Origin of the sequence: Pusillimonas sp. NJUB218, from assembly GCF_003788685.1 — a bacterium.
Classification (GTDB): domain Bacteria; phylum Pseudomonadota; class Gammaproteobacteria; order Burkholderiales; family Burkholderiaceae_B; genus Neopusillimonas.
The window spans coordinates 96,337-116,335 of sequence record NZ_NQMK01000001.1 but is presented as its reverse complement, the minus strand read 5'-3'; the positions used below and the strand labels follow the sequence as shown (position 1 = coordinate 116,335).

The window sequence follows — 19,999 nt, the reverse complement described above, 5'->3', positions numbered from 1 at the left end:
CATGATCGACGCCATCAAAGCCCGCTACCGCAAGCTGGTTTTCTTCACCTGGTTTCTTACGCTTGACCTGATCATGTTTGGCGCCTTCGTGCGCCTGACTGACTCTGGCCTGGGTTGCCCCGACTGGCCCGGGTGCTACGGCAAAGTCACACCCATCGGCGCGTCAGACCATATTCGCGCTGCCGTCGAGGCCATGCCCTATGGCCCGGTCAGCTTCCCCAAAGCCTGGATCGAAATGATCCACCGCTACGTCGGCGCCCTGTTAGGCCTGCTGATCATTTGTATCGTCATCATGGCGTGGCGACACCGCAAGGTGCTCGGGAACACGCCCCGCCTGGCCATCGTCACACTGATTGCCGTGTGCGTACAAGGTGCTTTCGGCGCCTGGACAGTCACGCTCAAGCTCATGCCCATTATTGTCACCATTCATCTATTGGGCGGCATGACCCTTTTAGCCCTGATGACCTGGCTGGCCGCGCGCGAGAAGTCCCATCCACCCATACCAGCGGCTGCGGCGCGCTGGCACCCCTGGATGGTCGCCGGGTTCATTTTAATATTCGCCCAAATCGCCTTAGGCGGCTGGGTCAGCACCAACTATGCAGCTTTGGCGTGCATGGATTTCCCAACCTGCAATGGGCAGTGGATACCGCCTATGGACTTGCACGGCGGCTTCTCACTCATCCGCGCCTTGGGTGAGCTGCCTTCGGGCGAAATGATTTCCCAACACGCGCTTACCGCCATTCATTGGGTGCACCGTAACTTTGCTTTTGTCGTGTTTGTGTATATGGGCTTGCTGGCGCTTAAATTGCGCCAAGAGCCTGGCCTGCGCACCCCCGCCACCGCCATTTTGCTGTTGTTGCTGGCACAACTATTCACCGGCCTGACCACCATTTTCTTCGAATGGCCCTTGCTGATTGCCGTCTTGCATAACGGCGGCGCTGCGGGACTGGTTCTGTTCAGCACCACCCTGCTGGTTCGCTTGGCGGCCGCCCGTCAGACTACAATAGCGTCATGAGTACTGCATCATCCCTTCCTTCGTCCGGACTGTGGCGACAATACTGGGTATTAACCAAACCCCGTGTTACGCAACTGGCCGTATTTTGCGCCATTATCGGCATGTTCCTGGCCAGCCCGGGCTTGCCGCCCTGGCAACCCGTTGTCGCCGCAACTATCGGCATCTGGCTGCTGGCCGCTGCCGCCTTTGCGATCAACTGTCTTATCGAACAAGAAGTCGACGCCAAAATGCAGCGTACGGCGCGTCGGGCAACGGCACAGGGCACCATTACCAACCTGCAGGTATTGGTACTGTCGGGCATTTTGGGTGGTGTAGGCATGCTGGTGCTTTACCACTGGGTCAACCCGCTAACCATGTGGCTGACCTTCGCCACTTTTGTGGGCTATGCCATCATCTACACCATTATCCTCAAGCCACTGACACCACAAAATATTGTCATTGGCGGGTTGTCTGGCGCCATGCCGCCGGCGCTAGGCTGGGCCGCCGTAGCCAACTCGGTACCGGCCGAGGCCTGGGTGCTGGTGCTAATTATTTTTATCTGGACACCGCCGCACTTCTGGGCGCTGGCGCTTTACCGAAACACCGACTACGCCGAATCGGGCCTGCCCATGCTGCCGGTCACTCACGGCCAGCAATTTACGTTGCTGCACATTTTTTTGTACAGCCTGGTGCTGTTCGCCGCCACCATGCTGCCCTTCATGATCCGCATGAGCGGCTTCATTTACCTGGGCTGCGCTGCCGTGCTTAGCGGGCTGTTTGTCTGGTACTCGTGGCAGCTGTATCGTAACTATTCCGACGCCCTGTCGCGTAAACTGTTCCGTTTCTCGATTCTGTACTTGTCACTGCTGTTCCTGGCGCTGCTTATCGACCACTGGATACTGCTGCTTTAATGACTATCACCACCTTTAATCGACGCTCGTTACTTAAGCTGGCTGGCGCCGTAGGGCTGACCACATTGCTGGCGGCCTGCAGCCCCGACCCGAAACCTCAATTTCATGGGTCTGATATCTCGGGCACGGGCCTGGGTAGCGGCCTGAACATGATCGACCATACGGGCCAGCCCCGCACCCTGGCCGACTACAAAGGCAAAGCCCTGGTGGTGTTCTTCGGGTTTACGCATTGCCCAGACGTATGCCCCACGGCCCTGGCGCATATCTCGCAATCGTTGTCTTTGCTGGGAGACCAAGCAAAGGACGTTCAAGTCATGATGATCAGCGTCGACCCCGAGCGCGACACCCCCGAAGTGCTGGCAAACTATGTCAAAGCCTTTAACCCCGACTTTGCGGGGCTGACAGGCTCGCCAGATCAACTGAAAGAAACGGCACGCTCATTCAAGGCGTTTTATGCCAAGGTGCCCGACCGCAGCAACGACACCTACTCGATGGACCACACGGCATCGTTCTATTTGTTTGACAAGAACGGCCAAGCACGTGTGCTAGTCAACGCCACAGCTCCAGCCGATCAACTGGCCGCCGACATAAAAGCACTGTTGTAATTACTGGCCCAATGCGCTTAAGATGGGTGGCGATTATGCCAATCACCACCGGGGCTATCTTGCGCAAATGCCTTTTCAATGCTGTTGGGCCCCCTTGGTTGGCAAGCCCTACATACCAGCCATATTTGATTTTGGCGTGGCTAACAAAACTGCTATTTGTTGTTTGCTTGATATGTCTGGCATTAGCTACGCGGCCAGCACACGCCACTAATACCGCCCCCGACATCTCCCAACCAGCGCGCACGCTGGAAATCGGTATTTTCAACTATCGCCCCGAACACATCTTGCGGCCGATGTGGGTGCCTTTAGCCGAATATCTCCAAAAAATCCTGCCTGGCCACGCCGTCAGACTGCACTTTCTTGAACAAGACGAAATGGCCACCGCCGTCGATAACGCGCTGCTGGACATCGTGTTTACCAACCCGGCCCATTACATCCGCCTGCGTAGTTCGAACCTGTTAACTGGGGCCATTGCCACCCAGGTTACCCTGCACGCCGGGCAGCCTGTCTCGCAGCTGGGCGGCGTCATTATCAAACGCAAAGACAACGACAGCATCAAGACCCTTTCAGACCTTGAAGGAAAAAAGGTCGCCATTCTGGGCCGCCAGTACCTGGGCGGCTACACGGCACAAGCAGCACATCTGCGCAAGAAGGGTATCGACCTGGATCGCATCCAGTTTATGGCGCTAGGCAACCCACACGACAAGGTGGTCGATGCCGTACTCGACAAGCGCGCCGATGCCGGCTTTATTCGTACCGGCATACTCGAGGCCATGCAAACCCAAGGGCGCACCGACGTTGCACAGCTTGAAGTACTGGAGCCCATCAAATGGCCCAACTTCCCTTTTGTAACGTCAACAACGCTTTACCCAGAATGGGCCATTGCTGCGTTACCGCACATCGACCGCGACACCAGTCGGCGTGTGTTGGCGGCCTTGCTGGCCATCGAACCCGGTGACCCGGTCGCGGTCAAGGCCGGTATCTATGGCTTCACCATTCCGCGGGACTACAGTGCCGTCGAGGACGCCATGGTCACGCTGCGGCTCCCCCCCTTCGACCAGGCGCCGTCGGTGACGCCCGTTGAGTTCATTCAGCAAAACCTTCTGCTGGTCGGTACGCTAAGTGCGGTAGTGATTGCCTTAGCGCTGCAAACGACACGCCTGGCGTGGCTACACCGCCAGCTACTTGCGGCCAGGGCAGCCGAACAGCGTCTTAACGCCCAGCGCATTTTGGCCGAGCAAGAGCGCAGCGCCCTGTGGCAACGGCTGGGCGAGCTGGCCGAGAACGTACCCGGCGCGTTGTATCAGTTCCGACTGGATGCCGATGGCGCTAGCCGATTTACCTATGCCTCACCCCAAATTGCCGATGTGTACGGCTACACCTACGCCCAATTGTCAGAAGATGCCAATAGGGTCTACAACCGTGTTCACCCTGACGACTATCCGCAGTTGACGCAGTTCATTGAAAACTCGGCCGCTACGCTGAACACATGGACGGCAACCTATCGGTACAACCACCCCACCAAGGGCGAAATCTGGGTAAAGGGCAGCTCGACCCCCACGCGACACGACGATGGCAGCATTACATGGCATGGTTATATCCAGGACATCACCGTGCTCAAGCATCACGAGCAAGAGCTGGAGCGCATGGGTTTTTATGATGCATTAACCGGCATCCCGAACCGTCGGCTGTTGGTCGACAGACTGCACCAAGCCGTCGCCCAGGCACAACGCACCAACGAAACACTGGCCGTATGCATGCTCGATCTTGATGGGTTCAAACCCGTCAACGACCAGCATGGTCACGACGCAGGCGATCACTTACTGATCGAAATAGCGCATCGGCTGCAAACATTGGTCCGTGCCGAAGACACCGTCGCTCGCCTGGGCGGAGACGAATTCACACTCATCTTGCGACGCCCCAACGGGACGACTATCTTCGACAAAATTTTAGAGTCCCTTCGCACACCCATAACCCTGGGCCAAGCGACAGTCAGTGTATCGGCGAGCATTGGCATAGCCTATTTTGATGGCAGCGCACCCGTCGACGCCGACGACCTGCTGAAACGCGCAGACCAGGCGTTGTATGCCGCAAAGCACAACGGCCGAAATAACTATGTGGTTTACAAAGACAAGACCGTCTCTAGGGCTTGGCGCGCGTAATTTTTTCGGGCTTACGCGCCATTAACAAGAGCCTGACCATCGCAGGCTGCGGACATAAAAAAGGGGACGCCGAGGTTGGCGTCCCACTAAAAAACCCGCTTCAGAAGGGAGGGGATTGAGAGAAGCAGAAGCGGTCACAAGACACCGGACACAACGAGGTGAATGTCAACGATGTCTTATAAGGTTTAGGCCTTACGACCGGCATTTGGTTCAGTCAAATACCTGATGAAAATGTATTTTTTTGTATCTGCCCTGCTGCCAACGCCAGGGCGACTAATTAAGCCTGATCTGGCTCGACGCGACGCCTGACACTTAAAAGCACCCGCCCGCAAGGCGATCAAGCACCCGCCAGTTAGCTTAAACCGTGAGCGCTGCGCGCATTTTTTTGAATGCTGCTGCCTCGATCTGGCGGATGCGCTCGGCCGATACGCCGTATTCGGCAGCCAGCTCGTGCAGGGTGGCGCCACCCTCGTCTTGCAACCAACGAGCCTCGACAATGCGCCGGGAACGTGCGTCGAGCATTTCCAGGGCCTTGCCCAGCCCGGGGCCTTGCAGCGCATCGCTCGCGCGGCGCTCTAGCACGTTGGAGGGCTCTTGCATGCCGTCGTCAGACAAGTACGAGACAGGGGCAAAAGCATCTTCGTCGTCTTGAGGCGCTTCGAGGGCCAGTTCGCGCCCCGTCAGACGGACTTCCATCTCGCTGACGTCTTCGGGACGTACGTTGAGTTCGCGCGCAATGGCATCGACCTGCGCCGGATCGAGCGTTTGGCCGTCGGGGCGCATTCTGCGCAAATTAAAGAACAGCTTGCGCTGAGCCTTAGTGGTGGCGATTTTGACCATACGCCAGTTGCGCACGATGTATTCGTGAATTTCGGCTTTGATCCAGTGCACAGCAAACGACACCAGCCGCACACCGCGGTCGGGGTCGAAACGCTTGACGGCCTTCATGAGGCCGATATTGCCTTCCTGGATAAGGTCGGCATGCGCCAGACCATAGCCCAGGTACTGGCGCGAAACCGATACGACCAGACGCAGATGCGACAAGATGAGTTCGCGAGCAGCGTCGAGATCTGCGGCATCGCGCAAACGCTTGCCCAGTTCAGTTTCTTGCTCGGCAGAAAGCACGGGCAAACGATTAACCGCTGCAATATAGGCCTCGATAGTGCCTAATGCACCGGGGTTCGAGATGGCCGCTGTTAATGCTGTATTAGACAGTGCCAAAGATTGCGATGGGTTCGTCATTTTCGTGTGCAGTCCTGATCCTTGAAATAGGTAACTTTTATATTAGCACTCTGTGCGGCCGAGTGCTAAGAGCGTTACCAATATGACCAGCGGTCGGAGCAGAAAGTTCAAAAAAAAAGCGCTCACACAGCGCGCCGAAGCGGCTGTGTGAGCGCGAGGCTCTCTCTCATTAGCCATACTACGCACGAAGTTTGAAGACTTCGTGAAATACATAAAGCAATATCTGTGCCACATCACAGACCGCAGTGCCCCCATAGGGTGCAGACGGCATCTGAACACCGAATGCACTGCCGAGAGCGCTAGAACGCCCCAGTATGGATCAGCCCCGCCCCACAATCTGCACCGCAAGCCACCAGACTCAATAACAATAATAATGATGATAACCATTCTTATTTAATATATAATCGGCGCCAGTCGATCTAACAGGTCAAACGCAGGGTATTGCCTTGCATTAAAACAGTCACATTTCGCCATCTGAACCCACCCATTGCGCCCCGAGCGCCTGTTTTGAATTAAATGAACGCCGTCGCCCGCAGCAAGCCTCGCAACAAGAACACCTGGATGAAAACAATGCATCAGTGGCATTGGGTAAGCGCCGCTATCAGCCTGGCGGGCCTGATTCTGTTTTCGATTACCGGGGTCACGCTGAACAACACTTCGCTGTTCGAGGGCAACGCCGAAACGACCCAACGCCAACTTGCACTGCCCAACGACATCCACGCCAATATTCAGTCGTGGGCCAATACCGTCACTAACGGCGACGCATCGGCATCCAAAACGCAGCACACCAGCCACCCTGTGCTGCCCACCAACCTCGAGAACTGGTTTGACCAGGCCCTGGGCATTCGTATTGCTGGGCGACCGGCCGAAGTGTCCGCTGACGAAGTGTATGTATCTCTGCCCGAGCCTGGCGGCGATGCCTGGCTGGCCATTGACCTGGCCACCGGCGAACTCGAGTACGAACGTATACATCGCGGCGCGATCGCCTACCTGAACGACTTGCATAAAGGACGTCATAGCGGAGTCGCATGGCGCTGGTTTATTGACATACTGGCCGTTGCCTGCCTGGTCTTCGCCATTACCGGCTTGGTCCTGCTGAAGATCCACGGCAAGAACCGCCCGATGACCTGGCCCATTACCAGCGCCGGCGTTGTGATTCCCGCGCTGCTGATGCTGCTTCTCGTCCACTGACGACGAGTCCACGAGTGCTTTACGTCCCCTAGAACATAAAACCATCAACGCCGTCTAAACCGACCCAACGCAAACCCACAGACCCTGAACCAGAGACCGTAACCATGGCCCTTCCAGTTAAAACCGCCGCCACCACCGCTATTTTGCTGACTTCGCTGATGGGCGGGCACAGCGTGGCGGCCGACCTGGCACTGAACATCAACCTGCCAAAAATTGACACCGCCGAATACCACCGACCCTACGTAGCGGTTTGGCTAGAGGGCGAAAATCGCAAAGTCGTACGCGACATTGCAGTGTGGTACGAAAACAAGAAGGCCGACGGTGAAGGCAAGAAATGGCTGAAAGACCTGCGCCAATGGTGGCGTGTCAGCGGCCGTACCCAAGGCGAACCAGACGACGCCGTGACAGGGGCAACACGCCCGGTCGGCGATCACAAAATCAGCGTACCCGCCAATGCCGCCGCACTCAAAGACCTGCCCGCCGGCCAATACGACATTGTTGTCGAAGCTTCACGCGAAAAGGGCGGACGCGAGCTAGTTCGCCTGCCGCTAGCGTGGCCGCCCGCAGCAACGCAGCACCAGGCCACTGAAGGCAAACACGAACTGGGCGCTGTCACTTTACACGCCAACCCCTAACTGCATTTCACACTTTGGAAGAGACCGTCTTATGAAGAAATTGCTTGCCCTGTCGCTGCTGGCGGCCACCCTGACAGCCCCTGCCGCTAACGCCCACGACTTCTGGCTGTTGCCTTCGTCTACCGTACTGTCGGGCGACAAGGCGTGGGTTACCGTCGACGCCGCCGTCAGCAACGACAAATTTCATGTCAACTACCGCCCATTGCAACTAAGCAACCTGAACATCACCAGCCCCAGCGGCAAGCCTGTACAGGCCCAAAACACCTTTACGGGCCAAATGCGCAGCGGCTTTGACGTAGAACTGACGGAACCCGGCACGTATCAGCTGGCCATTGTCAACGCAGGCCTGGTCGCCTTCTGGAAAGAAGACGGCAAGAACAAACGCTGGATGGGCACGCCCGAGAAGTTTGCAACCGAAGTACCACAGAACGCCGAAGATCTGCGTGTCACGCAGCGCCATGGCCGCATCGAAACTTTTGTCACTCGCGACAAACCCACGACCATTAAAGCCGATGATCAGGGCCTGAGCCTGCGCCCGCTAACCCATCCGAACGATTTGTACGCGGGCGAAAAGGCAAGCTTCGTCGTATTGCTCGACGGCCAACCCGCCCAAAACATCGATGTCGAGGTCGTGCGTGGCGCCCAGCGTTACCGCAACCAGGTTGAAGAAATCATCGCCAAGACAAATGCAGACGGCGAAATCGAAGTGACCTGGCCGCAAGCTGGCCAATACTGGTTGCACATCGAACACAGCGATGACAAGACCAGCGTAAAACAAGCGAAAACACGCAACTTGTCTTACACAGCCACACTCGAGGTCTTGCCGCAGTAACGCCTATGAGCGACTGGATACGCCTGCAGGGTAACAGCATGGGGACGACGTGGGCGGTGGACATCGGTCCGCACAACCCCGCCTTGCGCCCCACAGGCACAAGCCTTGTCGGAAGACATCCGGCTCCGGCTTTACCTAGCGCAATACAAGCCGCCTTGCAGGCCGCGCTCGACAACATCGTCGACCAAATGAGCACCTGGGACACCGGCAGTACCATCAGCCGGCTGAACCGTGCCGAGCCCGGCTGGTATCAGATAGAACCCGAGTTCTACACAGTGATGGAAGCCGCCCTGCAGGTGGCGCAAGCCACGCAAGGCGCCTACGACCCTACCCTGAATGAGCTGGTAAACCTGTGGGGCTTTGGACCGGCCGGCCCCTGTACCCGGCCCCCGGCGCCGGCAGCGCTACGCGATGCCCTGCTGCGCAGCGGCTGGCGCAAAACTGCACTGAACCCCGAGCACCGCGGCGTCTGGCAGCCCGGCGGGTTGCAGTTTGACCTATCGTCTATTGCCAAGGGCTACGGCGTAGACGTCATGGCGCGCACGCTGGACGAACACGGCTATACCCACTACCTGGTGGAACTGGGCGGAGAGCTGAAGGCGCGCGGCACCAACCCCGACGGCAAACCCTGGCAAGTCGGTATCGACGAAATACACTTGCCGCTTGTCCTGAGCAACGAAGCGGTAGCCACGTCGGGCGACTACAGGCGCCACTTTGAACACGAGGGCAAACGTTACGCCCACACGCTGGACGCGCGCACCGGCCAACCCTTGCAACACGCGCTGGCCGCCGTCACCGTCATACACAAACAATGCGTATTGGCCGACGCCTGGGCAACCGCACTGCTTTGCCTGGGGCCCGACGCCGGGCCAAAAATGGCCCAAGAATACGGGCTCGCAGCGTTATTCGTTGAGCGGGCATCCACCGACTTCAAAGTGAATTGGTCTGCGGCCTTCGCCCAGAAAGCAGGGCTGAGCTTTTAGCATCGCGCGCAGCGCCGCTAAGCAGCCCGCATCGCCTCAATAAGCCTAGTCGGTAATAATGGCCCGCAGCAAACCGACCATCCGGTCGGCGTAATCGGGGCCCAGCTTGGCCAGCACGCGCTGCTGATGCGCCATGGCTTTATCGCACAAACTACTGATAAGTAGCGTACCCTTGGGGGTAATGCGCACCACCGTCTGGCGGCGGTCGACACGCGACGTTTCGAGGGTTACCAGCCCTTGGGCTTCCAGACGAGGCAGCACCTTGCTAAGCGTGGGTTGCTTGGTAATGGCCAAACGGGCCAAATCGCCCACCGTTTCGCCTTCGGCCTCAAACAAACTGCCCAAAATGCGCCATTCGGTTACCGTCAGCCCGGCTTTGCGTACTTCAACATGAAATTCGGCAGAAATATTATGGCTGGCCAACGCCAGCACCGAAGCCAGATATCGGTGCACGAAACGCACAGGCTCTTTAGGCCCGGCCTTTGGGGCGTTGACATCAGCCACCTGAGCACCTTTATTCATAAGAGACAACAATTCGGAAAAGGGGAAAATCGTATGCCAGCGAAACCCCTACGTCAAGACGACTAATGGTTTACCCTGATACTCAAACGACTGATTTTTTTATTAAATATTGCCAATACATGAATTTTCATGTTTTTTTGAAGGCACGTCGCATCCGCGCAACCGTCTTCAAGTAAAGGACACCACCATGGCAGAACGTTCATTCAAGAAAGAAGTCCAGCAGCTTCGCATCGGCGCTGGCGAAGAATTCCGCGGCGAAGGCATTTTGGCCGTGACCAAAGGCCTGTTGCAATCGGGCGTAGGTTACGTCGGCGGTTACCAGGGCTCGCCTATTTCCCACCTTATGGATGTGCTTGCCGACGCGCAAGACATCCTGGAAGAACTGGGCGTGCACTTTGAAACCAGTGCCTCTGAAGCCACAGCCGCTGCGACGCTGGCCGCCTCGGTCAACTACCCCATCCGGGGTGCGGTCACCTGGAAATCGACAGTAGGCACCAACGTCGCCTCTGACGCGCTGGCCAACCTGGCCTCGGGCGGTGTTACCGGCGGCGCTCTGGTCATTGTGGGCGAAGACTACGGTGAAGGCTCTTCGATCATGCAAGAGCGCACCCACGCGTTTGCCATGAAATCGCAGCTGTGGCTGCTCGACCCCCGCCCCAACCTCGACAGCATGGTCAACTTCGTCGAACACGGGTTCCAGTTGTCGGAAGCCAGCAACACTCCGGTCATTTTGCAATTGCGTATCCGTGGCTGTCACGTTCACGGCCGCTTCATTGCCAAAGACAACCAGCGTCCCAAATTTACACTGGCCGAAGCGTTGGCCAACCCCAAACGCGACTTGTCGCGCATTGTGCTGCCACCGGCAGCCTACGTGCACGAGCACGAAAAAATCAAACAACGCTGGCCAGCGGCGGTCAAGTTCATTAAAGACAACAAACTGAACGAACACTTCGACGGCGACGTCGAAGACCTCGGCATTATTTTGCAAGGCGGCCTTTACAACGGCGTCATTCGCGCCCTGCAACTGCTGGGCCTGGCCGACAACTTCGGCAACAGCCGCATCCCGCTGTACGTGATGAACGTCACGTACCCCATGATCGACGACGAAGTCACCGAATTCTGTAAAGACAAAAAAGCTGTCTTGCTGTTTGAAGAAGGCCAGCCCAACTACATCGAGCAAGGCATGAACATGATCTTGCGCCATGCGGGCATCGACACCATTTTGTCGGGTAAAGACGTACTGCAACTGGCGGGCGAATACACCACTGCCGTCATGCGCGACGGCCTGCAAAAGTTTTTGGCCGCCCAGCGCCCCGAACTGCTGCCTGTCATCGACGTCGAGCCCACCCAGGCGCCCGCAGCAGCCGCTAACGGCAATGCCGCCATGGAAGTGGCCGAAGTCACGCGCCCGAAACCCGTGATCAAAGAGCAGCCCATCTCGTTCCAGCGTATGTCGAAAGACATGGCCGAGATCGTGCCGCTACGGCCCGCCGGCTTCTGTACGGGCTGCCCCGAGCGCCCGATTTTTGCCGCGCTGTCGCTGACCCAAGAGAAGCTGGGCGAACACCACATCGCCTGTGACATCGGCTGCCACCTGTTCTCGATTTTGCCGCCTTTCAACCTGGGCTCTACCACGATGGGTTACGGGCTGGGCACGGCCAGTACGGCGGCGTTCAACGTCAAATCCTCCAAGCGTTCCATCTCGATGATGGGCGACGGCGGCTTCTGGCATAACGGTTTGTCGTCGGGTATTGGTAACGCCGTATTCAACAAATACGACGGCGTCATCATCTTGATCGACAACTACTACTCGGCCGCGACCGGCGGACAAGACATCTTGTCGTCACGCGCCGAAAACCCCAACCGTGCCACCAACAACCCCATCATCGAAGCTGTCAAGGGCGTCGGCGTCAAATGGGTCAAGGTCATTGAGCGCACCTACGACGTAGCGCGCGTTCGCGACACGCTCGAAGAAGCGCTTACCACCGAAGTCACCGGCCCTAAAGTACTTATTCTGCAGTCCGAGTGCATGCTGAACAAGCAACGCCGCATCAAGCCGCAGTTCAACAAGGCCGTCAAAGAAGGCAAGCGCATGGTCAAAGAGCGCTTTGGTGTCGATTCCGACGTCTGCACCGGCGACCACGCCTGCATCCGCTTGTCGGGCTGCCCGTCGCTAACCATCAAAGACAGCGGTGATCCGCTGAAAGAAGATCCAGTCGCTTACATCGACAACAGCTGTGTCGGTTGCGGTAACTGCGGCGAAGTGTCGCACGCCGCCGTACTGTGCCCTTCGTTCTATCGGGCCGACATTGTGCACAATCCCACCCAGTGGGACCTGTTCAAAGCCAAAGTCCGTCAACGCGTCATCGGCTTCCTGCAAGCCCGACGTAACCAGCGCCTTGCCCAATACTCTTTGTAAGCCCCAACCATGACAACAACACAATTGCACGACGTAACCCCCATCAAGATCGCAATCCTGGCCATGGGTGGCCAGGGCGGCGGCGTGCTGGCCGACTGGATTGTCGACATGGCCGAGCACGCCGGCTGGTGGGCTCAGACCACATCGGTGCCCGGCGTTGCTCAACGTACTGGCGCCACAATTTACTACCTCGAACTGCTGCCCGAAGAGGCCGTTAAGGTGGCAGGCCGTCAGCCGGCGCTGGCGCTAATGCCCACCCCGGGCGATGTCGACCTGATCGTCGCCTCCGAACTGATGGAAGGCGGCCGCGCCATCCAGCGCGGCCTAGTCACCCCCGACCGCAGCACCCTTATTGCTTCGTCACACCGCAGCTACGCCATTGGCGAAAAATCCGCCCCCGGCAACGGCATCGCCGACCCGAACAAGGTCATTGAAGCCGGCCGCACAGCCGCCAAGCGCTTCATGTGCTTCGACCTGCAATCGCTGGCCGAGCAAGCCGGCAGCGTGATCAGCGCCAGCCTGTTCGGCGCCATCGCCGGCAGCGGCACGCTGCCCTTCAGCCGTGCCGACTACGAAGCCACCATCGAGCGCAGCGGCAAAGGGGTTAAGCCCAGTCTTAAAGCTTTCGCGCTGGGTTTCGACGCTGCCCAGGGCGCACCCGACTTCCCGGACTTCATCGACACCACTCGTCCGGTACCTGCCGTACCGCAAACTGCGGCCAACGCACGCGTCAAGCAATTGCTCGACGACATTCGCACAAACTTTGCACCTGCCGCACAACCCATGCTGGTGGCCGGCCTGCGCCGCACGCTCGAGTTTCAAGACCTGGCCTATGGCAAAGAGTATCTTGAGCATATGCGCGGCATTCACGCCCTCGACAAGCAATACGGCGGCGATGCCAAGCAGTGGGCGCTTACCAGCGCTGCAGCCCGCTACGTTGCCGTTGCCATGGCCTACGACGACGTCATTCGGGTTGCCGACCTGAAAACCCGCGAAGCCCGTTTCGAACGCGTACGCGAAGAGGTACTCGCAAAGCCCGACCAACTGGTCTACACGACCGAATACATGCACCCGCGGCTTGAAGAAATATGCGGCACCATGCCGTCGTTTTTGGGGCAAGCCATCGAAAATTCGCCCAAACTTTGCAAGTGGCTCGAACCCATGTTCCGTAAAGGGCGTTTCTTGCAAAGCGGCACACTGACCGGCTTTTTAATGCTTTACGGTTTGGCCGGCATGCGTCGTTTCCGTCGCAGCACCTTGCGCCACAAAATCGAAATGCGCGGGTTCCACGAATGGCTCAACCTGATCACCCAAGTGGCGCCGGGCAACTACGAACTGGCCGTTGAAATCATCAACTGCCGTCGGTTGGTCAAGGGCTACAGCGACACGCATGCCCGTGGCACCAGCAAGTATCAAAAGCTCGTCCAGGCCGCACGCAACCTCATCGGCAAACCCGATGCCGCGTCACGCCTGAAGCAGCTGCGCGATGCCGCGCTGGCCGACGACAAAGGCACACAACTGAACAAGCTGCTTGCACAGGGAGATGCTGCAGCCGCCTGACTTTTTGGTCAATAAAATGACTACCGGAGACTTGTCATGACCTACAAAAACAACCCGGAGGCGATCAAAGCATTAGTTCGCCCCACAGAGGTCCACAAAGATCTCTTCATCGACGAAGAGCTCTTTGAACTGGAAATGGAACACTTGTTTGCCAATACCTGGGTGTATGTAGGCCATGCAAGTCAGGTGCCCAACCCGGGCGATTACTTCACCACCACCGTCGGGACGGATGACGTCCTGATGGTGCGCGACGCCGACAACAGCGTCAAAGTGCTGTACAACCGCTGTCCGCACAAAGGTGTCATGCTGGTCAACGACACCTGCGGCAACGCGGGCCGCTTCTTCCGCTGCCCCTACCACGCCTGGTCGTTCAAGCTAAACGGCGACCTGCTGGCGCTGCCGCTCAAGCGCGGCTACGACCCCGACACCTTCAAAGAATGCGAAGCCGCCCAAGGCATGGCCAAGGTCGAAAACGTCAAGAACTATCGCGACTTCATTTTCTGCCGCCTTAACCCCGAAGGGCAAAGCTTCGAAGACTTCTTTGGTCAATCGCTGTCAACAATCGACAACATGATTGACCGCTCGCCCGAGGGCAAACTTGAAGTCGCCGGCGGGGTGCTGCGCTACATGCACAACTGCAACTGGAAGATGCTGGTCGACAACCAAAGCGATACGTGTCACCCCATGGTGGCGCACGAGTCGTCGGCGGGTACGGCCGTCAAAGTATGGGAACAAGCCCCCGAGGGCACACCCAAACCTATGGCCGTCGAACAGTTCGCCCCCTTCATGTCGCCCTACGAATTCTTCGAGGGCATGGGCATACGCGTCTGGGAAAACGGTCACGGCCATACCGGTGTATCGAATTCCATTCACGCCGCGTATTCAGCCGTACCTGGCTACTTCGAAGCCATGACGGCCGCCTACGGCGAAGAACGCGCCAAGGCTATTTTGGACGACGTGCGCCACAACACCACGTTCTTCCCCAACATCATGGTCAAAGGGCCTATTCAAACCCTGCGTATTTTCAAGCCTATTGCGGCCAATAAAACGCTGGTCGAGTCCTGGACATTCCGCCTGGTTGGTGCGCCCGACAAACTGCTCGAACGCACCGTCATGTACAACCGCCTCATTAACGCGCCCACGTCAGTGGTGGGCCACGACGACCTCGAAATGTACGAACGCGCCCAACGCGGGCTGGTATCGCGCGGCCGCGACTGGGTCAACGTTGCGCGCCTCTACGAGCCCGGCGAAGAAGACCGCAAGAACGAAGTCACCAACGGCACCAACGAATGGCAAATGCGCAATCAGTATCGGGCCTGGGCACGTTACATGACAGCCACCATGAAGGAATCCACATGAGCCAGTTCACTGATCAGGACATTATCAAATTCGTTTACAGCGAAGCCCGTATTCTCGATGCACTGCAATTTGAAGACTGGCTCGATCTGTTCACCGAAGACTGCCATTACTGGATGCCGCTGGCCTACGCTCAGGAAGACCCGCGTCTGCACACATCGCTGATGGACGAGGACAAGCTGCTGCTGCGCGTACGGGTCGAGCGCCTGAAAGGTCAGCGCACGTTTTCGCAACAGCCGCGCAGTCGGTGCCACCACTTGCTGCAGCGCCCCGAAATCGATACCACCCACCCCTGGCATCAGCCCGAACAGGGCCAGTATGTAGTTCGCACCGCCTTTCATTACACCGAAGTACGCGGCGACGAACAAAACATTTATGCCGGCTGGGTAACCCACGAGTTGCGTGTTGAAGAGAGCCGCCTGCGTATTCGTCGCAAGCGTGTCGATCTACTGAACCGTGAATCGGCATTGAGCAACATTCAACTCTTCATGTAAGGACGCGGCCGTGGCCAATACCGTTTATCAAGCATTTACCGAAACTGCGGCGCAGTTTCCCGGCAACCCGTTTCTGTGCGTCATGCCCGAAACCGCCGACATTTACGACATCGTTCCCGGCGAAATCTCATATGGCGCCGCCCTGCAACGTATCGACACCCTAAAAGACGCCTATGCCAAAGCCGGTTACGGTCACGGCCATCGTGTCGGGCTGTTGCTCGAAAACCGACCCGCGTTTTTCATGCATTGGTTTGCGCTGAATGCACTAGGCGTTTCGGTCGTACCTATCAATGCCGATATGCGCGCTGCCGAACTGTCGTACCTGATCGGCCACTCCGAAATCTGCATGGCCGTGGCTTTACCCGGCCGTCACGAATCGCTAGCCGCAGCCGCACTCGACGCCAATGCGACACTGGCCCTGATGGGGCCGGACGACAGCATCCCCCCTGCCAACCGCCCCGCGCCGCTGGCAGGCCAGCCCATCGGCACCCACACCGAATGCGGCCTGATGTATACCTCGGGCACGACAGGGCGCCCCAAAGGCTGCATGCTGCCTAACGAATACTATTTGTACTGCGGTCAGTGGTACGCCAATATCGGCGGTCTGGCCACGCTGCACAAAGGTGTCGAGCGTATGCTGACGCCGCTTCCGCTCGTTCACATGAATGCCATGGCATGCTCGACCATGGCCATGGTCACCACCGGCGGCTGTCTGATCGCCATCGATCGCTTCCACCCAAAAACCTGGTGGAGCACCGTGCGCGAATCGCGCGCCACCGTCATTCACTATCTGGGCGTCATGCCGGCCATTCTCATGAAGGCCGCACCTGCACCAGAAGACACCCGGCACAGCGTGCGTTTTGGTTTTGGCGCCGGCATCGATCGCAGCCTGCACGAGCCCTTTGAAAAACGCTTCGGCTTTCCGCTGCTCGAAGCCTGGGCCATGACCGAAACCGGTTCGGGCGCAGTCGTCATTGCCAACCACGAGCCCCGTCATATTGGCACCAGCTGCTTCGGCAAAGAAGAGCCCGTCGTCGAAGTGCGACTGGTCAATGATGCCGGCAAAGACGCCGCCGTCAACGAAAACGGCGAACTGCTGGTACGCCATGCCGGCGACAACCCCCGCTTTGGTTTTTTTGCAGGCTACCTGAAAGACGAAGCCGCAACCAACGAGGCCTGGGAAGGCGGCTGGTTTCATACTGGCGACATTGTCTGCCGCGATGCCGACGGCTATTTACACTTTATCGACCGCAAAAAGAACGTCATTCGCCGTAGCGGCGAAAACATTGCCGCCGTCGAAGTTGAAAGCGTGCTGCTTCGCCACCCGGCCATTAAAGCGGCTGCGGTTGCGGCAGTACCCGACGCAGTGCGTGGTGACGAGGTTCTGGCTTGTCTGGTATGCAACGACGCGCCGGCCGACGCAGCCGCACGCGAAGCGCTCGCGCACGACATTGTGAAATGGTCGCTGACGCAGTTGGCGTACTACAAAGTGCCGGGTTTTGTGGCCTTTGTCGACGCCTTGCCGCTCACACCCACGAACAAGATTCAACGGGGCGAACTTAAAAAGCTGGCGCCAACCCTGGTGGGTACTGAGCAATGCGTAGACACCAATCACCTGAAAAAACGCCAGGAAATTTCCGCATGACGACCCGGCGCCAAGGCTACGAGGGCGTGGTCATCACCACGCCCATTACAGTTCCTTACGTGCGCTATGCCACCCAATCCGCCCATTGGTGGTTGGGTCAGGCCCTGCGCGATCTCATCAAAACATCGGGCATAGCCAAAGACAGTATCGACGGCATGTGCGTGTCCAGTTTCACCCTGGCACCCGACACCGCCGTCGGCTTAACGCAGCACCTAGGCATGAGCCCGCGCTGGCTCGACCATATCCCTATGGGCGGCGCCAGTGGCGTGGTGGGCCTGCGCAGGGCGGCACGCGCCGTACAGGCCGGTGATGCCGACGTTGTCGCCTGCCTGGCTGGCGACGCCAACCACGTCGACTCGTTTCGCAACACCGTCAGTCAGTTTTCGCGATTTGCACAAGACGGCACGTACCCCTACGGCGCGGGCGGGCCGAACGCCAGCTTCGCCTTGCTGACCCGCCACTACATGAATACCTATGGGGCCACGCGCGAAGACTTTGGCAAGCTGTGCGTCGACCAGCGCACCAACGCCCTGGGCAACCCCAATGCGCTCATGAAAAAACCCATGACGCTGCAGCAATACATGGACGCCCGCGTCATTACCGACCCCATCCACCTGTTCGACTGTGTCATGCCGTGTGCCGGCGCCGACGCTTTCCTGGTCATGCACGAAAGCCGGGCGCAAGACCTGGGGCTGCCGTATGTACGCATTTTGTCGACCATCGAACGCCATAATGCCTGGACCGCCGATGCTATTCAGTATCGCGGCGGCTGGACCGTTGATTGTGACGACTTCTACGCCCATGCGGGCGTCGCGCCAAAAGATGTCGATGTCATGCAGGCATACGATGACTACCCGGTCATCAACTTCATGCAAATCGAAGACCTCGGGTTTTGCAACAAAGGCGAAGCGCCTCAGTTTGTGCGCGACCATACCTTTACCACCGACGGCAGCTTTCCATTCAACACCAATGGCGGCCAGTTATCTACCGGGCAAGCGGGTGCAGCAGGCGGCTACCTGGGGATGGTGGAAACCATCCGTCAGCTCACCGACACCGCCGGCAAATGTCAGGTGGCCAACGCCCGCATCGGGCTGGTCAGCGGCTTTGGCATGATTAACTACGACCGCGGCCTGTGTACGGCGGCGGCGCTTCTGGCCCGGAGTGACGCATGACCACGCCATTACAAAAGCCCACGCGCAAAAATCCGGTTGCGCGCACACGGCAACCTGCGCTGCCGCCCGGTATGCGCTCACGTCGCGCACTGGGTCTGACCGCCGCGGCAGCTGCCGGGCGCTTCGACATGCAGGTCTGCCAAGAATGCGCAGCCGTTCAGTATCCGCCGCGCGAGGTCTGCCACCAATGCCTTTCGGCCGACCTGAAATGGCAGGCCGTTAACCCCAAAGGCAAGCTGCTGGCCACGACCACACTCGACCACAGCAACGATGCGTATTTCCGCGAGCGCCTGCCCTGGCGCGTGGGTACTGTCGCCATGGAAGCCGGTCCCTCCGTGGTCGCGCACGTGCACGGCGACTGCAACGACGGCGATACCGTGCGCCTGACGCTCAAGCTCGATCGCAGCGGCCAGGCCGTCCTGATTGCCTTGCCCCAAAAACCAACGCCCCACATGGAAGACGACCCCGTGCTCCGAGAAACTGCCTGCGACCCCAAATTCCGTCGCGCCCTGGTCACAGACGGCAAAACTGCCGTGGGCCGGGCGGTTGTCAAAGCCCTGCTCGACGCCGGCGCCACCACCGTATTCGTGGGCGACCCAGAAATCTGGAAAAAAGACGCCGCATTCGACGCGCTGTGTACCGACCCCCGGGTGCAGGTACAAGACCTCAATGTCAGCAACACCGACGCCATCGAGCGCGTGGCCAAGTCCATCGGCGGCAAGGTCGAAATTCTGGTCAATACCGCCAATTACGAACGCGATGGCGGCGTGCTGTTCAATCGCGACATCATGAAGGCCTACGACACGCTGAACACCAACTGCATGGGCCTGGTACGTTTAGCGCAGCACTTCGGTCCAGCGATGTCGTCGCGGGCGGCCGATGGCGTTGCCAATGCCGTCGCCTGGGTCAATGTGCTGTCAGTATATGCCCACATCAACCTGCCCTCGCGCGGGCTGTGGTCGGCCTCGCAGGCCGCCGCACTGTCGGTCAGCCAGTGCCTGCGCAACGAGTTCCGCCCGTCGGGCGTACGCGTCGTCAACATCTTTACCGGCCCGGTCGACCACGAGTGGGAGCAACTGACTCCGCCACCGCGCGTGGCACCGTCAGCCATTGCCAAGGCCGTAGTTCAGGCACTTAAAGACGGCACCGAAGACGCCGTCGTAGGCGACGTTGCCAAAGAAGTCATCGAGCTGCTGCAAGAAAACCCCAAAGGGTTGGAACGCGAACTGGGCGGCCGCTAAGCCAGGGGCCCGAACGTGCATCACAAGGAAACACC

General features: G+C 58.5%; 17 protein-coding genes. 15 read left to right on the top strand and 2 right to left on the bottom strand.

The genetic code is table 11. From position 1 onward, the window contains the following. Window positions 1–4: 4 nt before the first annotated feature. The 4 genes from CHR62_RS00540 (at window position 5) to CHR62_RS00525 (ending at window position 4,672) form a co-directional block, all read left to right on the top strand. Window positions 5–1,015 carry a heme A synthase gene (locus CHR62_RS00540; protein ID WP_123659921.1) on the top strand — a complete coding sequence of 337 codons (1,011 nt, stop codon included), beginning with the start codon at window positions 5–7 and terminating at the stop codon, window positions 1,013–1,015. Then, window positions 1,012–1,905, top strand: coding sequence for a heme o synthase (gene cyoE / locus CHR62_RS00535; protein ID WP_123659657.1), 894 nt, complete (start codon window positions 1,012–1,014; stop codon window positions 1,903–1,905). The genes CHR62_RS00540 and cyoE overlap by 4 nt, the downstream gene beginning before the upstream one ends. Next, window positions 1,905–2,510: an SCO family protein gene (locus CHR62_RS00530; protein WP_123659656.1), complete on the top strand. Its 606-nt coding sequence runs from the start codon at window positions 1,905–1,907 to the stop codon at window positions 2,508–2,510. The genes cyoE and CHR62_RS00530 overlap by 1 nt, the downstream gene beginning before the upstream one ends. A gap of 167 nt (window positions 2,511–2,677) precedes the next feature. Beyond that, the gene (locus tag CHR62_RS00525; protein ID WP_158609077.1) at window positions 2,678–4,672 is read left to right on the top strand and encodes a diguanylate cyclase domain-containing protein; all 1,995 of its coding nucleotides are present in this window, start codon (window positions 2,678–2,680) and stop codon (window positions 4,670–4,672) included. A 357-nt stretch (window positions 4,673–5,029) separates the two neighbouring features. Here the strand turns inward: CHR62_RS00525 and rpoH are convergent, their stop codons facing one another. Beyond that, a complete protein-coding gene (gene rpoH, locus CHR62_RS00520) occupies window positions 5,030–5,914 on the bottom strand; it encodes an RNA polymerase sigma factor RpoH (RefSeq protein WP_093969954.1) in 885 nt (294 codons plus the stop codon). A 516-nt stretch (window positions 5,915–6,430) separates the two neighbouring features. Here rpoH and CHR62_RS00515 point away from each other — a divergent pair. The 4 genes from CHR62_RS00515 to CHR62_RS00500 all read left to right on the top strand — a co-directional run bounded on the left by CHR62_RS00515 (window position 6,431) and on the right by CHR62_RS00500 (window position 9,555). Then, window positions 6,431–7,105 (top strand): PepSY-associated TM helix domain-containing protein, encoded by a 675-nt coding sequence (locus tag CHR62_RS00515; RefSeq protein WP_123659654.1) that lies wholly within the window; start codon window positions 6,431–6,433, stop codon window positions 7,103–7,105. Between the two features lie 104 nt (window positions 7,106–7,209). Beyond that, complete coding sequence (locus CHR62_RS00510) at window positions 7,210–7,740, top strand: DUF2271 domain-containing protein (RefSeq protein ID WP_123659653.1); 531 nt, start codon at window positions 7,210–7,212, stop codon at window positions 7,738–7,740. 31 nt (window positions 7,741–7,771) lie between these two features. Further along, window positions 7,772–8,572, top strand: a complete 801-nt coding sequence (locus CHR62_RS00505; RefSeq protein WP_123659652.1) for a DUF4198 domain-containing protein — start codon at window positions 7,772–7,774, stop codon at window positions 8,570–8,572. Window positions 8,573–8,577: 5 nt separating this feature from the next. Next, window positions 8,578–9,555, top strand: a complete 978-nt coding sequence (locus tag CHR62_RS00500) for an FAD:protein FMN transferase (protein WP_233574774.1) — start codon at window positions 8,578–8,580, stop codon at window positions 9,553–9,555. Between the two features lie 45 nt (window positions 9,556–9,600). Here CHR62_RS00500 and CHR62_RS00495 read toward each other — a convergent pair whose 3' ends face one another. After that, the gene (locus tag CHR62_RS00495; protein WP_093969958.1) at window positions 9,601–10,077 is read right to left on the bottom strand and encodes a MarR family winged helix-turn-helix transcriptional regulator; all 477 of its coding nucleotides are present in this window, start codon (window positions 10,075–10,077) and stop codon (window positions 9,601–9,603) included. Window positions 10,078–10,264: 187 nt separating this feature from the next. Between CHR62_RS00495 and CHR62_RS00490 the strand changes: the two genes are divergently transcribed. Genes CHR62_RS00490 through CHR62_RS00460 form a run of 7 tightly spaced genes read left to right on the top strand, consistent with a single transcriptional unit; the run spans window position 10,265 to window position 19,964 of the window. Beyond that, window positions 10,265–12,496: an indolepyruvate ferredoxin oxidoreductase subunit alpha gene (locus CHR62_RS00490; protein WP_123659651.1), complete on the top strand. Its 2,232-nt coding sequence runs from the start codon at window positions 10,265–10,267 to the stop codon at window positions 12,494–12,496. Window positions 12,497–12,505: 9 nt separating this feature from the next. Then, window positions 12,506–14,056, top strand: a complete 1,551-nt coding sequence (locus tag CHR62_RS00485) for an indolepyruvate oxidoreductase subunit beta family protein (RefSeq protein WP_123659650.1) — start codon at window positions 12,506–12,508, stop codon at window positions 14,054–14,056. Between the two features lie 36 nt (window positions 14,057–14,092). Beyond that, window positions 14,093–15,415: an aromatic ring-hydroxylating dioxygenase subunit alpha gene (locus CHR62_RS00480; RefSeq protein WP_093969961.1), complete on the top strand. Its 1,323-nt coding sequence runs from the start codon at window positions 14,093–14,095 to the stop codon at window positions 15,413–15,415. After that, window positions 15,412–15,906 carry an aromatic-ring-hydroxylating dioxygenase subunit beta gene (locus CHR62_RS00475; protein ID WP_123659649.1) on the top strand — a complete coding sequence of 165 codons (495 nt, stop codon included), beginning with the start codon at window positions 15,412–15,414 and terminating at the stop codon, window positions 15,904–15,906. Before CHR62_RS00480 ends, CHR62_RS00475 begins: the two co-directional genes overlap by 4 nt. 10 nt (window positions 15,907–15,916) lie before the next feature. Next, window positions 15,917–17,551 (top strand): AMP-binding protein, encoded by a 1,635-nt coding sequence (locus CHR62_RS00470; RefSeq protein WP_123659648.1) that lies wholly within the window; start codon window positions 15,917–15,919, stop codon window positions 17,549–17,551. Continuing rightward, entirely contained in the window at window positions 17,548–18,723 is a 1,176-nt protein-coding gene (locus tag CHR62_RS00465) for a thiolase family protein (RefSeq protein WP_093969964.1), read from the top strand. The genes CHR62_RS00470 and CHR62_RS00465 overlap by 4 nt, the downstream gene beginning before the upstream one ends. Then, window positions 18,720–19,964 carry an SDR family NAD(P)-dependent oxidoreductase gene (locus CHR62_RS00460; RefSeq protein WP_123659647.1) on the top strand — a complete coding sequence of 415 codons (1,245 nt, stop codon included), beginning with the start codon at window positions 18,720–18,722 and terminating at the stop codon, window positions 19,962–19,964. The genes CHR62_RS00465 and CHR62_RS00460 overlap by 4 nt, the downstream gene beginning before the upstream one ends. Window positions 19,965–19,999: the final 35 nt, after the last annotated feature.

Coding starts and splice junctions, on each gene's coding strand:
- CHR62_RS00505 (WP_123659652.1), top strand. CDS start 7,772: ATGAAGAAATTGCTTGCCCTGTCGCTGCTGGCGGCCACCCTGACAGCC.
- rpoH (WP_093969954.1), bottom strand. CDS start 5,914: ATGACGAACCCATCGCAATCTTTGGCACTGTCTAATACAGCATTAACA.
- CHR62_RS00510 (WP_123659653.1), top strand. CDS start 7,210: ATGGCCCTTCCAGTTAAAACCGCCGCCACCACCGCTATTTTGCTGACT.
- CHR62_RS00495 (WP_093969958.1), bottom strand. CDS start 10,077: ATGAATAAAGGTGCTCAGGTGGCTGATGTCAACGCCCCAAAGGCCGGG.
- CHR62_RS00515 (WP_123659654.1), top strand. CDS start 6,431: ATGAACGCCGTCGCCCGCAGCAAGCCTCGCAACAAGAACACCTGGATG.
- cyoE (WP_123659657.1), top strand. CDS start 1,012: ATGAGTACTGCATCATCCCTTCCTTCGTCCGGACTGTGGCGACAATAC.
- CHR62_RS00475 (WP_123659649.1), top strand. CDS start 15,412: ATGAGCCAGTTCACTGATCAGGACATTATCAAATTCGTTTACAGCGAA.
- CHR62_RS00485 (WP_123659650.1), top strand. CDS start 12,506: ATGACAACAACACAATTGCACGACGTAACCCCCATCAAGATCGCAATC.
- CHR62_RS00490 (WP_123659651.1), top strand. CDS start 10,265: ATGGCAGAACGTTCATTCAAGAAAGAAGTCCAGCAGCTTCGCATCGGC.
- CHR62_RS00480 (WP_093969961.1), top strand. CDS start 14,093: ATGACCTACAAAAACAACCCGGAGGCGATCAAAGCATTAGTTCGCCCC.
- CHR62_RS00530 (WP_123659656.1), top strand. CDS start 1,905: ATGACTATCACCACCTTTAATCGACGCTCGTTACTTAAGCTGGCTGGC.
- CHR62_RS00500 (WP_233574774.1), top strand. CDS start 8,578: ATGAGCGACTGGATACGCCTGCAGGGTAACAGCATGGGGACGACGTGG.
- CHR62_RS00460 (WP_123659647.1), top strand. CDS start 18,720: ATGACCACGCCATTACAAAAGCCCACGCGCAAAAATCCGGTTGCGCGC.
- CHR62_RS00465 (WP_093969964.1), top strand. CDS start 17,548: ATGACGACCCGGCGCCAAGGCTACGAGGGCGTGGTCATCACCACGCCC.